At 40.5% G+C, this 13,874-nt stretch carries 9 protein-coding genes; 3 read left to right on the top strand and 6 right to left on the bottom strand.

What is annotated here, in order from left to right; genetic code table 11:
* The 5 genes from QUA27_RS00730 to QUA27_RS00750 all read right to left on the bottom strand — a co-directional run.
* Nucleotides 1–2,160, bottom strand: a 2,160-nt coding sequence (locus QUA27_RS00730; protein WP_333065704.1) for a sulfotransferase, incomplete at its 3' end; no start/stop codon positions are given.
* 37 nt (nucleotides 2,161–2,197) lie between these two features.
* Nucleotides 2,198–3,145, bottom strand: a complete 948-nt coding sequence (locus QUA27_RS00735; RefSeq protein WP_333065706.1) for a class I SAM-dependent methyltransferase — start codon at nucleotides 3,143–3,145, stop codon at nucleotides 2,198–2,200.
* Nucleotides 3,109–5,355, bottom strand: coding sequence for an N-acetylneuraminate synthase family protein (locus tag QUA27_RS00740; RefSeq protein WP_333065707.1), 2,247 nt, complete (start codon nucleotides 5,353–5,355; stop codon nucleotides 3,109–3,111). The genes QUA27_RS00735 and QUA27_RS00740 overlap by 37 nt, the downstream gene beginning before the upstream one ends.
* Entirely contained in the window at nucleotides 5,345–6,043 is a 699-nt protein-coding gene (locus tag QUA27_RS00745) for an acylneuraminate cytidylyltransferase family protein (protein ID WP_333065708.1), read from the bottom strand. The genes QUA27_RS00740 and QUA27_RS00745 overlap by 11 nt, the downstream gene beginning before the upstream one ends.
* Before the next feature lie 249 nt (nucleotides 6,044–6,292).
* Entirely contained in the window at nucleotides 6,293–6,487 is a 195-nt protein-coding gene (locus QUA27_RS00750; protein WP_333065709.1) for a hypothetical protein, read from the bottom strand.
* Between the two features lie 30 nt (nucleotides 6,488–6,517).
* Here QUA27_RS00750 and QUA27_RS00755 point away from each other — a divergent pair, with 30 nt between their 5' ends.
* The 3 genes from QUA27_RS00755 (at nucleotide 6,518) to QUA27_RS00765 (ending at nucleotide 8,771) form a co-directional block, all read left to right on the top strand.
* Complete coding sequence (locus tag QUA27_RS00755; RefSeq protein ID WP_333065710.1) at nucleotides 6,518–7,201, top strand: methyltransferase domain-containing protein; 684 nt, start codon at nucleotides 6,518–6,520, stop codon at nucleotides 7,199–7,201.
* A gap of 3 nt (nucleotides 7,202–7,204) precedes the next feature.
* Entirely contained in the window at nucleotides 7,205–7,864 is a 660-nt protein-coding gene (locus QUA27_RS00760; protein WP_333065711.1) for a class I SAM-dependent methyltransferase, read from the top strand.
* Nucleotides 7,865–7,982: 118 nt separating this feature from the next.
* The gene (locus QUA27_RS00765) at nucleotides 7,983–8,771 is read left to right on the top strand and encodes a class I SAM-dependent methyltransferase (RefSeq protein WP_333065712.1); all 789 of its coding nucleotides are present in this window, start codon (nucleotides 7,983–7,985) and stop codon (nucleotides 8,769–8,771) included.
* Nucleotides 8,772–8,828: 57 nt separating this feature from the next.
* Here QUA27_RS00765 and QUA27_RS00770 read toward each other — a convergent pair whose 3' ends face one another.
* On the bottom strand, nucleotides 8,829–13,730 hold the full coding sequence (locus QUA27_RS00770; protein WP_333065714.1) for an FkbM family methyltransferase: 4,902 nt from the start codon (nucleotides 13,728–13,730) through the stop codon (nucleotides 8,829–8,831).
* Between the last annotated feature and the right edge of the window lie 144 nt (nucleotides 13,731–13,874).

Genomic DNA, 13,874 nt, shown 5'->3' on the forward strand with positions numbered 1-13,874 from the left:
GTTTTCCAATTCCGTTTGAGTCTGATGCAGTTGAGACTGCGATCTTTTAAATTCCACCTGAGTCTGATGCAATTCCCCCTGAGTTTGATGCAGTTGAGATTTTGAGTGTGCCAATTCTTCCTGAGTTTGATGCAGTTGAGTTTGGGAACTTTCTAATGCCCTTTGAGTCTGAGCGTGTTGAGTTTGGGAGTGTGCCAATTCCCCCTGAGTCTGGTGCAGTTGAGACTGCGATCTTTTAAATTCCACCTGAGTCTGATGCAATTCCCCCTGAGTTTGATGCAATTCCCCCTGAGTTTGATGCAGTTGAGATTTCGAGTATGCGAATTCTTCCTGAGTTTGATGCAGTTGAGTTTGGGAGCTTTCTAATGCCCTTTGAGTCTGAGCGTGTTGAGTTTGGGAGTGTTCCAATTCCCCCTGAGTCTGGTGCAGTTGAGACTGGAAGTTTTCCAATTGGACTCGTAGTGCTTTATTTTCTGTTTCCAGGTTGCGAGTATTCAGCCACTCCTGAAAAGCCTCAGCCTTGTAAACTGGTTTTATTAGTTCCCGCCAAGAAAAATTTGGTGTTTCATCCGGCCACCATGCCCTAGCATCGAGTTCTTGATACATCTCTACTGCTTCTGGACAGTAATGATTAACTAAGCTAGGTCGATAGCTATCTAATGGTTGAGCGTGAAATAAGGATGGGTCATAAACCGTTGATTCAGGATCTGTTAAGCTAGTCTTGAATTTCTGGTTTATTGCTTTAATATATGATTCTTTGAAATTGACTATGGTGTTAATATTAGCTAGAAGGCAACGATTAGAAAAGCGAGCGTAAAAATCAATGATTATTTGGTTGTATTGATGCCATACTTTCAATGCCAATTCAGGCTGATCTTGAAAAGTACGATCGCCCCTGCGATAAAGAGAATCTACTACTTCCCAAGGAGACCGATAAATCAGCAAAAATTTAGCTTCTGGCAGCAACTCAGACCAGAAATCCAAGAATAAAGTTGTACGGGGTTCTTTCCATCCCCATACTCTACTTACAGAGTTTTTGGCAACTATTTCCTTAGCTTGCTTCACAAAACGATCTTCAACATTTATTTTTTCCTGTAAAGTCCAACCATCCTCAATAATGGCTTGCGAGCGCAGCACCGCTCTGTGAAATTCATAAAAATCAATATTTTCAAAATGACCTTTGATGTTTACATTATCGGCTCCCAATAAATTGCGACCTATATGCAAACCAGCACTTTGAAGCAAAGATGCTGTTAAAGAACTTCCAGAACGGTGCATGCTGACAATTACAAGGATGGATGACTTTTCCTTTTGACGATCGTTCATTGGTTTCAACTCCTTTGTGATTTTTGACCCGGACCAACTTGAAAGCTGAGGATATTTTACTATATTATCATCAACCAAAAAAGTATCGATTGGTTCATATATTGCCCCAGCATCGCTAACTACACTGTCTTTTTTAGATGTGTAAATTTCTACTTGATTATTTCGGAGGATAGTAAAATATTTCCTTAATGTATCTGCATGGCTTTGCACATAAAATGCTTGATAAATTAGTTCTGCTAATGGTGCCTCCAACGCTTGTAAGAGATAATCGTAGGTACAGTGTGGATGATCCGCATTAAAAAGGGCGCGCTTGTGGAACTCTGTATTTTCTAAATCATTTTTCATTGCCATTCTGAGTGGCAAGTCTTCATTATAAAAATGAACTCTGTTGCGCTGCTCGACTCCAATATATACAATTTTAGATGCACCTAAAATCAAAGCGAGATGAGTAGCAGCTAAAACTACATTATTTTTAGTATAAATAGCACTATCTTCATTGATATAGCGACTCAAACCAATATTTTCATCAAAAATATTGCGCCTAATTGTGAGAATATTTGGCTCATAAAAAAGTTTTTCACATACAGGTCTGATATGTATAATGACTGAATCAAGTAGTTTTTTTGCTGCTAACATTATCTCGGCCGGATAAGCAGATATAAAATACTTTATTTTGAGCTTATATTGCACTCTGTTCACACCTATTGTCGGCAGTTTTTCCAGCGCTTCTAGCTGCTTTTTTGAGAGCGTATTAAGTTGAGGTCCGGCACCAATAATAAATATCGTTTTGCCTTTCTCTCGATCGTTTAGTTCTGCTAACCGCATTTTTGGCATTGTCTTTATCGTGTAATTTACAGCTAAAGCAACATTATCACAGATTACTTTTACGGGCAATAGCAATTAAAGTATCTGTTCTATGCAATGAGTTTAACATTTCACCGTAAGCTTTATCCAACTCCTCACTCCTTAAATATTCCCAAACTTTGTGACCGCCAGGTTTACCTCTCGACAGCCAATATAAATGGTTAGCTAAAGGATACCTCTGAAAGCCCTGAATATCAACCCGATCGAATCCTGATGCTTGCAAAAAAGTCTCTAAACTTTGACGGGTATGCAAAATCAAATGTTCGCTCCAAAAAGTAAATCTTTTAAAAGAATCAAGATCGAGGATATCAATTAAAAAATCCTTAGCATGAGGCACTTCTACAATAACTATGCCATTAGGTTTGAGTTTACTTTTTACTATGCCCATTGTTTCAATAGGCTCGACTAAGTGTTCAAACACGTGAAATAAAGTAATGACATCCAAATATTCATTCGGAGCTTGGTCGATGTTTTCCCATACTTGATAACCTAAGTTTATTAGTTCAGTCGCGATCTTTATTTGGGGTTCTACGGCGAAAGTTTCTGCTGCTTTTTCATTTAATAAATCTAATATTCCTCCCGCCCCTGTCCCAAAATCAAGCCATTTTTTATTTTCGATCGCCCAGCCAAATTGAGTTGCTCGTCTTGGATCATCCTCAAATGTCTTCAAAATTGCTTCTTTTCTACTCGTGGCAGACCAATAGCTCAAATCAGGCTTATTTTGATAATATAATGAATCAATATGTTGAGATTTTGTCAAAAAAATCACTTCGGATTTTTGGCATTTCATAACACAAATATCATCGCGATCTCTCACTCTGGAGTAATATAATTCAACTGAGTTAGGTTCGCATATACCCAGACGCAATAGCCAAGAATAGATTGTATTTTCATCTGTTATCATAAAATTAAAATTTATTATAAAAATTTTTCTAATTTTTCCAAAGCCATCCAAAAACCCTCTCCTCCATTTTGATGTCCTTGCCAAATTTCAGGAATAAATGAAATGTTAGGCATTAACTTGTTTAAGTTTTCGGCTAAACTCAGAAAATCAATGCCACCAGAACCAATTTGTAAGCCTTCGCCATCCACGCCCGCCGCATCTGCTACGTGCAAGTGAACGCTATAGGGTGCAACTTTTTCCACATACTCCTTAAAAGACCAGTGAAAATAATTACAAGCTAGTTTAGCATGACTAATATCTAAACACAGGCGATAACCGTATTGACGGCAAAACTCAGCAGTATCTTCGGGATCGACAAATAAGTTCAAGTATAGTTGACCGCCAAAGTACCAAGGAAAAGGTGGTAAAGTTTGGGCAATAATCTCAACGCCTTCTGTCTCAATTTTTGAGAGACTTTCGGCAATTATTTCATAAAGTTTTCCTCGTTGCGACTCCTGAAGATGTTTGTCTCTTGTATAACCACCTAGACTGACAACGACGAAAGTACGAGAAGTATTTTTAAAGAATTTTTTTAAAGATTGTGTCACTTTTACTACGGTTTGTAATTCCTGGATCGATCTCTGTCGTTCTTCTAAATTAGATGCACATAAGTTAAGTAGAAAATCTCCACAAAAAAAATCAGGACTATGTACTACTAAACCTAAATTATATTTCTGTTTAAAGTATAAATTCAAATTCTCATCTAAATCTTTATAACTTAGATGAAACTCTAAAAAATTAGGATTTGACTTATCTAAAATTGTGGCAAAATCATGATAGCGAACTGGTATTCCCCAAGGACGAGTAAAACTATAGTTTCGCGGTTGAATTTGTTCCTCTAAAATGTCGCTGGCAAAGAAAAAGCTGCCCGATTGAAAATCTCTTGTAGCACGACGACCAATTAACTTGTTTTTGGTATTGGGTTGTAAGCCGCGACCGGGACTTTTAATTGATATCATATCATCTTTAATTATTTCCCCCCGCTTGAGATCGCAATTAATTATCAAACTTTTAGCTAAAGTTATACGATTTATTAATTCTCCTTGACTGATAGTTCTTTTTGCCGTAGTCCCCATTGCTGCTTCAACTTGTCTAATTCCTTCTACCATTGCTTGAAACTCTTCTGGTAACAAGCTAACTTTGTGATCGTTACCCTCTAAAGTTCTGTCTAAAGTCAAGTGTTTTTCAATAACTTTAGCACCTTTAGCTACCGCAGCGATCGCGACATTAATCCCTCGTTCGTGTCCCGAATAACCGAGCGGACTGTTAGAAAGTTCTTTAAGTTTATCTAAATAATTAATATTGATATCCTTAAAAGGAGCTGGATATGTAGAATTACAGTGCAAGAGAATGTATTTAGCTTGAGATTCATTTAAAATAGCGATCGCCTCTTTTATCTCATCCTCGGTTGACATTCCCGTCGAACAAATTAAAGGTTTATTAGTTAGGGCTAAAGCCCTCAAAAAATCGTGGTTAGTTAAGTCAGCGGATGCTACTTTATAACTCACCATTCCATAAGTTTCTAAAACTTCTAGACTTGGGATATCCCAAGGAGTACATAAGGGCAAAATATCTCGTTTTTGACAGTAATCAAAAGCTAAAAACATTTCTGTCGGTGTTAGCTGAAATCGAGATAGTAAATCTAGTACGTACTGAGTTCCCAAGTCTTCTTTAGCATCGCTAGCATTTCCCGCATTTTGATACAACGATTCTACATGGCGCATTTGAAATTTCACACAATTTGCTCCAGCTTCTGTGGCGCGATCGATCAATTTTTTCGCCATTTCTAAGCTGCCATTATGATTGTTACCGATTTCCGCAATAATTAAAGCAGGAGAATCACCATTAATAACAAATTTACCAATAGAAATTATATCCTCTTCTGGACTAGCAATAGCAACCAAGCGATATTGTCGGTCTAATAGAGGAATCAACTCTATTTCTTTAGAAAAATAAGAGGTAATTGTGTTGCGATCGTCATCCGAAAAAGCAAACTTAAAGTTTTTATTGCAAACTTGAGATACCGCAACGTTCAAATCCAGACTCTCTTGATTTATTAACCAGCGACGAAAATCCCCATCTGTCATTACTCCTTCTAACAGCCCTGAATCAGAGAGCGCAAAAATTATCCGCTTTTGATTATTGCTAATTTTTTTGAGTGCAGTGAGGACATTTTCGTGAGAAAATACGATATATTTAGTGAGTTGCCTGTCAATTTTCATGATGATTGTGCTGCAGGATAGTTTCAGCTATTTTAAAATCTAAAATAGAGTCGATATCCCATACATTTTCTCCCATTTTAAATAAAGTAATTTTTCCGCCCAACCAATTGCCAAATTGATGAAGTACCCTGGGCTGAAAAATATAAATAGAACCATTTTCTCGAAACTGCGATCGAAAGTCTTGACGGCGGGGTCGCTGACGATAATCATAATTAATAGATCTAGCAGATCGATCGCTCTCTTCCCATAAAAAAGTATGAGCAGGAGACACAGAAAGCAGCGAATCAGCAGCCGTGTTTTGTAGGTGTTGAATTGCGCGATCGATATCTTGACCTGTTCTCAGGGGACACGTACACTGAAGAAACACGATTAATCTCGGAAACACTCGGTTTTTTTCTATTTCAGCTACAGCATGAATGAGTGCGGGTGCGGAGGCTGCCTTATCATCCGCAAGTTCTAAGGGACGATCGATAATTTCAGCTCCATATTGTCGGGAGATATCGGCTATTTCTGCATCTTCTGTAGAAACATAAACTCGATCGACTAATTCCGATTCTCGGGCGTCAATAATAGAATGTACAATTAAGGGGATTCCTGCGAATAAACGTAAATTTTTGCGCGGTACTCCCTTAGACCCTCCACGGGCAAGAATAATTGCAATAATACTACTTGATGATAAATCGGTCATCGTTAAAAAGGAGAACTGCTGGTACAGCAAAAATAGAAATGAGTTCGACAGTTATCTGTCGGTTTAAGGTTTCTGGAACTCGTCAATAATCTTTTAAGTCTTTTGTTATAATAAATTTCCTGTTGCCTTGAGGTTGCCGACTGTTGCAAAGCTTTTTGGGAAGTTTACCACAAGTTTGAGTGTATTTTGCCCGATCGCCCCCACTCAACTCAATGTTGTGCTTTCCCAAGGAGATTAGACTTCAGGTATCTAAGGATGTTCCCGCACGCACCAGGTATTATAGATGGGCGATCGCCCCCAAGCCCGCTTGCCATCGAGCTTAACAATAGATATTACCCCAAAAATCAACACAGGAAGAGGATCGCACTCAGGCGATCGAGCAACACCCGCGATCGGGTAAACTAGAAAGGTCGATCGGGTTCCACCTCTGTACTGAGGAGCCACATCCCAACTCGCAAGACAAAACAATAAATTATGGATCTGTACGCAAAAAGAAGAGAAATAGCTTCTCAATACTTGAAAGGTGAGGGAATTGAGGTGGGCCCGCTGAACGCTCCTCTAGAAGTTCCTGCTGAGGTTAAAGTTCATTACATAGATCGGATGCCCGTAGAAGAATTAAGGAGACACTACCCGGAGCTAGCTGGGGTCAATCTCGCAGAGGTTGATATTATAGATGACGGTGAAACTCTTGCAAGAACACCAGATAACTCCTGGGATTTTGTCATTGCCAATCACATGATAGAACACTGTCAAAATCCGATCAGCGCTTTGGAAAACTTTTTGAGAGTTCTTAAACCCGAAGGAATTGTGTACATGGGCGTGCCGGACAAACGTTATACATTCGATCGCGATCGGCCCCTGACTTCCCTCGACCACCTAACTCGGGACTACAAAGAAGGGCCGACATGGTCTAGGCTAGCTCATTACGAGGAATACGTAAGGCTAGTTGACAAATTTCCAGAAGCACAGGTGGGTGAACGGGTGCAGCATCTACTTGACATAGATTACAGCATTCACTTTCACGTCTGGACAGCGGAGACTTTCCCGGAATTTCTCGAATACTGTCAAAAAAATCTATTTTTTGGTTTTGATATTAAACTTTGCCAAGAAAATTTGGGAGAACTTATTTGTATTCTCAGAAAAAGAACAAAGGAGTAGCTTGTGCAATATCTTAAACTTGATATAGGCTGTGGTGGCAACAAAAAACCAGGAACTCTTGGATTGGATTATGTTCAACAACCTGGTGTTGACTATGTAATAGATTTGCAGACTGAGAAGTTGCCATTTGCAAGTCGGAGCGTTGAATATATTCACTCTTCTCATTTTTTAGAACATCTGAGTCCAAATACAGTGATACCGCTCTTCTGCGAAATTAGTCGTGTTTGTATTGATAGAGCACAGCTAGAGTTTTGGACACCCTATCTCTGGACAAACTCAGCTTTTGTTTTTGGACATACGAGTTACTGGAATGAAGATCACTATATGCACCTTTGTGTATGGTTTGGAGACTTCTGGGGACAAGCTCTCGGTGCCAGATGGGTGCTTAAGGAATTTGTGTATGTTGTAGATCCGAGGACTTTAATAGAACTCTACAGAAACAAAATTCAGATTGACTTTGCTCTCAAGCATTATCAAGGTATTGTGAGTGAATTTGCAGTTATAATCGAAGTCCGCCATAACTATCAAGAACCAACTGTATACCCTAAGCGTACCTTTACTACGAATCGTCTTGCTCAGCGATACCAGCTACCAGCTTATTCAGAAGTGACCGATGAAAATGAGTTACTCCAGGCAATCAATTGGTTTTCATCTCCTTCTTAAAAAAGAACGGGGTGATTTATATTGATTAGAAAGTTTTCTCTATCTCTCTCGTAGTTAGAGAATCCACAAGAAAGCAACAAATTATTTTTCGCATAAACAACCCCATCGTCATAACAGTATGGAAATCCCAGATTATTATGTTAAGTCCGCCCCTAGCGTACAGAATACGCTGGATATTTTTTCAGGTGAATGGGCATCTAAGTTGCCAGGGGATTTGTCCTTACTAAATGCAGGACAAAGCGGACTGTTTGAAGATGGTCGCATCACTTGGGCTATTGAGCAATTAGGAGGAGTTACAGGTCAAACAATCCTCGAACTCGGGCCGCTGGAAGCGGGGCATACCTATATGCTGGAGAAACTGGGAGCAGCATCGATTACGGCAGTTGAGGCCAGCACTCGCGCTTATCTAAAATGCCTAATTGTTAAAGAAGCTGTAGGACTTCGCAATGCTCGCTTTCTGTGCGGTGATTGTGTAGAATATCTGCGGTTAAATCCGGGCAAGTTTGATACTTGCTTCGCCAGCGGAATACTCTACCACATGACAAACCCTGCTGAGCTGATCGGCTTGATTGCCAAAGTTTCAGACCGAGTTTTTATATGGACTCACTACTATGACGAGAATATAGTCCGCAGCACTCCTTACCTTTCCCCAAGGTTTGCCGATAAGACTGCTGCTGATTATCAAGGCTTTAAACATATGCTTTACCGTCAGGAATATGGGGAATACAAAGGTGAAGTAAAAGCTACTGGTTTCTGCGGCGGCAGCAGTCGATTTAGTAACTGGATGAGCCGTGAAGATATCCTGTCATGTTTGACCTATTTTGGGTTAACCGACATCCGCATCAACTTCGATCAGCCTCACACTCCTCACGGGCCGTGCTTTGCTTTAGTAGCGATGAGGCGGTGAGTTCTAGATTGGTGCTAGAAGTTCGATCGCTTTTTGATAATAAGCGATCGCTTCATCCTACTCCCCAACAACAGACATAACTTCACTTAACTTGTCATGAGCCTCAGACAAATTTGGGTTTAAATAAACAGCCCTGCGGTAACATACGATCGCCCGCTCATGCTTACCTTGTTGCAACAGAGTATTGCCAAGGTTAAAGTATTCCTCTGCAGTTGTTTCCGGTGCCAAAATCACGGCTGCATAAGAACACTCGACAGCTTCATCTGCCTTGCCAATTTGCGAAAATACCCTAGCCAAGTTGCGGTAAACACCAGCAAAATTCGGTTGAATCGCAATCGCTTTTTGGTAACAGGCGATCGCCTCTTGCCAATGTTGCTGCTGTGCGTGAATAGTCCCCAGGTTTGCTAAAGCGGGAGCAAAATCAGGCTGAATTTCCAGAGCGCGAAGGTACCAACTCTTGGCCTCATCCAGTTTACCCTGAGCTTGCAAGGCATTCCCCAAAGTCTTATAGGCCGGAGCAAATTTGGGTTGAATCTTTAATACTTGCTCGCAAACTGCGATCGCATCTTCTAACTTCCCTTGAGCCAAATACAATTCTGCCAGTTGACTTAACGGAACCGCTGCGCTCTCAATCTCTTGCATTTTAGTCTGAATTGCCATTAGCTGACACTTAGTTTTTTCCAGTTCTTCCTGAGTTAGACGAGCCTTAACCTGCCAGCATTCTAGTTCCTCTTTAATTGGTTGAATTTCATCTTTAACTTGTTGCAGTTGAGTTGTAGATTGCTTAAATTCCCCAGAAGTTTGGTATGGTTTTGTCTGACCTTTTTCTAATTCCAGTTGCATCTGGTAAAGCTTAGATTGCAAGCGCCACTGTTCCGTTAAAATCTGCGCTATTCGAGATTTATCTCTAACTGAATCAACAGCTTGCCTCAACTGAGGAACAAAACGTTGAATCGTTAAATCTTCTACCTCATTGCGATCTCTAGCTTCTAGAACAGACAAAGCTTTTTGCCAAGGAAAAAAAGCATCCCCCCGCATAACTTTTTCTTTCATTTCCTGTTTAGACCGAGTATAGTAATGATTTATCCGCAGCTTTTGCACTGAAAGTCTTTCAGATATAGAGCCTCCTAACGGTTCTTTATTTTCTGTAACAGAACAAAATTCATTATTAATTGGGATGAAAAAATGCGGACAGTTTGGGCGAAGTATTTGTTCAGGACGAACAATACTTTTTACATACCTATTGACTTCAAAATTGTCTGTGGAGCGTTTAGTGAAATTTTCAATTTGTAAGCCTGCCGGTCTAGCTTCATGACCTGAAGAGCCAAAAGTTAACGTATTGACTCCCACGGCTGGTACGGAATCAAACTCCTCTAATACTTCGGTTAACTTTTCCTTTTCTGTGGGGAACAAAAACTCATCTAAATCGAGAAAAGCTATCCACTCAGATTCTTTTTTGTATTCTTCCAGACAATGTTCATAGGCCGAGGCTTGTTGTTTAGGGCTAAATGGCCAGTCGTGCAAAACAACTTCACCGGATTGAATGTAGGGCTGAACAATATCTACAGTATTATCACTACTGTTATTGTTGTATAAGTAAAACCTTTCAACACCCACTATTTTATGAAACTCCAACCACTCTATAAGGTATGGAGCCTCATCTTTCATAATTGCACACACGCTGAGTTTGCACTTTTCTCTGAGGCTGTCTTTGGGAGCCGAATAGATAATTTCTTGCAGTCGAACTAATCCAATATTGACACGAGTATCATCTGCTAATACAGCTTGGATAAATATTTCGCATTCAGGCAACGTTCCTGTTAGTTCCCATTCGGTCGCGTAACCGCTATTTTCTGCTAACGGTACTCCCGTAAAAACTGCGGCTACATCTGAGCGGCGCTGATTTACAGGCATTTCGCGGATAACTTCACCGTCGCGAATCAACTCAACTTTAACAGCCGGGGACTTTTTACCTATCACCCAACCCCCAATCAAAATATTACTGGGATTTACCGTGGTTCCCCTCGTCGGAGCCTCTATATTAAATCCCCACAGCAACTCGGGATCTTCAGGAGAGATTAATGACACCTCTTGAATATTCAAAATTTTTATGGGTTTTTGAGATCCTGTTGCTGGCAAATCATTAGGATTGTCGCGCAACAAGGGTTCGCTGTTCCAGGGATCGTAGGGAATCAGTTTTTGTTTTTGCAAGTGGGGACGGAAGAAAAATTTGCACCGTTCATTTAGCATCGATGCGGCAAATGAAAATGTGCTATTGGAAATTGCCAAGACATCACATTGGCTCAAAATGTAAAAATCAGGATAGAAAGGTGCTTCTGGCATTTCGACACCCAAATCTTTGACTGTTATGGGGTTGTAATCCGCAAACTCCCCGACAACTGTTTCGATTTCATCGCTAGCTATAAACAAGACGGGTTCGTCCAGAGTTTCCCACAGACCCTCCAGCCATTCCTTGTACCATCCACTCGGAGCAACGGTCAGATACGGCACAACAGTATGAACGCTTCTGTAATCACCGCGCCGCAAATGCAATCCAACAACTGTTTTACCTTTGGAACGCAACAGATCGAGAGCTTCTATCACCTTCGCTGCGACTTCTGGCAGAGGTTTGAATAAAGATTGGAAATATTCTTTATGTTGGGCGTGATATTGAGTGTGAAACTGAAAATAGCCCTGAAAGTCTACATTTTTCAACGGTTCCCGTGCATTGAGAATTGCCGACTCGGAAAGTTTGTAAGGCTGCGCTTGTTCTCCAACTAGAGGTAAAGGCTTAGAAATAGGCGCATCATGGTGACCGAATAGATACTGACCGATCCAAGCTGGTGTTTCTACCCTGAGATTGTGTTCCCTTGCGTAAGTTCTCAAAAACGCATACAGAAATATTTGATTTCCCAACCTACCCATATTCTCCATGCCGAGTACGGATGAGGTAATCGCTGGTTTTTTCACATAGATTGCGTCTCCCCAAGATGGGTGAATTGGTGTTGTGGTTGCTACCCGCTGAAAACCGTGTCCTTCGAGAAATTTATCTAACTGGTCAATTAACGCGCAGCCTTCATACAGTTCTTCGTAGTTAACTTCTGTGTTGATTAACTCAACAGATTTCAACCAATTGGTTGCTCCTTGCAAAGCCAAGAGTTCTGCACCTTGGATATCTATATTTAAGATATTAAAGTCAGAAGGATTGAGTTCCTGTTCTTGCAGTAGAGTATCGAGTGTTTTCGACTGTACTGTAATTTGATGAGTTTCCGTGATGTGGGGATAAACCTCTTGATGGTGCTTCAAGGGCAGAATAGAACTGCTTTGATCGAAGGAAGTAACGTGCAAATCCACAGTACCATTGCGATCGCCGATCGCACAGTTGACCGATCGGACATCGGGCATCCCGGTTAGATTGGCTTGCAAGCGTTCAAATACCGCTGGGTTGGCTTCTACGAACAGCACTTTTTGCGCGCCCATTTGTTGATAGGCCGTGATTTCTGTGCCTTCATGAGCCCCAACATGAATCACCCCACGCGGCTCGATGGCATACTGCCGACAAAGTTCCTGTATGTTAAGCTTTCCGTCGGTTACTTCACCCAAAACAGTCGAGTGGAATCGCTCATTGACAGCCAAGAAATTGCTGAACTCAAAGTTTTCATCCTCTGGCAAAAAGGTGGGTTTGTATTCTAACCGATCCGGCAAAATCTTAAAAATTGAATACCGGAATTTTTCTAAATACTCAAATGCTTCTTTTAACGTTGTTTTTGAATCGAGATAAGTTCCACCATATTCAAATTGTAGATAATCTACTCTGCCTGTTTCTAGAAAATATTTAGCTCCATAGAGAACATCTAATTCGCCACCCTCAACATCTATTTTGATAAAATTAATTCTTTTAATGCCGTGGCGCTGACAGTAATTGTCGATAGTTGTCGTCAAAACTGGTATTTCTTTAGGCGGATTCAGCCACCCTTCTTTTTCCACATCGAATCTGCGGTAAAAGGTACTCAATAGTGGATTGGCTTCGTAATAATAAAATGTCTTAACTTCTTCCTTCTGCCCTACAGCTAGATTGTTTGAAATTACTTGTTTATCTAGGTTCAGAATCAGTTTTTTGTAAACATGAGGAATTGGTTCAAACAGGTGAATTTCTACGTCATTTCCTTGGCTTACCACTTCCGCTGTCCAATCGCCAGCATTAGCACCTACATCAAAAACTACATTATTTGCCTTAATTAATGTCGCGATAACTTGGCTTTCACCACTACTTTGAAAGGTGGGATTTATTATTTTTTCTGTTTCTTTCTTTTCTTCGGGATGCTTTGGCAAGGCAGTAGCTACCCGGAATTCACCTGTTCGCGAAAACTCTTCCCATGCCTTAGTATTAGCATCTTGACAAAACTGAGCTAAAACTGATTTTGCTCGTTCTGGCACAGAAACTATGGCATCTTCAAAAATAACGGTATATCTGCTTGTTTTCGCCGATAGTGTAGCAATTATTTCATTAAGGCTCGGCCACTGTTCTATACGGTGAGGACTTGGTGGGGGAGACAAAAACAATCGAGCATCGTCAATCAGGATAAAATGTTCGCATTCAGAATTATTGATTATTTCCAATTCTTCAAGCAGCGGACACTCATCATCTTCTCCTGCTGTACCGCCGCCCATCCAATGAGCATCTAACCAAAACAGAGCAGGCTCATTAAGTTGAGGAACAACGAATTTAAGTTGTTCTTTTGTATGACCCCACAAAAATTCTATATTTTTTATATGGCTATACGTACTAGATGTTGATTCATATATATGCTTGGCAAATTCTATTGTAAAGACCTGTTGGAAATGCTGTGCCGCCCACACAGAGGTGCCACCTTTCCAAGTCCCCGTCTCTACAAAAGTTGGCAAATTATATTCATTTTTAAGCACCAACATTAGCTGTTTGCAATCTCCCAAACCCATCTCAATCACTCCTATACATTTTTTTACACAAAACTACAGTCTCTCTGAACCAGCTTTTTTTTGCAGTGTTTAGAGATTAACATATCTTGGCTGCCAATCGTGAGATTTCAAAGACCTCATCCTGACTGGATAAAACCTAACTGG

The organism is Microcoleus harperi Pol14_C6 (genome assembly GCF_036701295.1).
In the GTDB taxonomy this organism is placed as follows: domain Bacteria; phylum Cyanobacteriota; class Cyanobacteriia; order Cyanobacteriales; family Microcoleaceae; genus Microcoleus.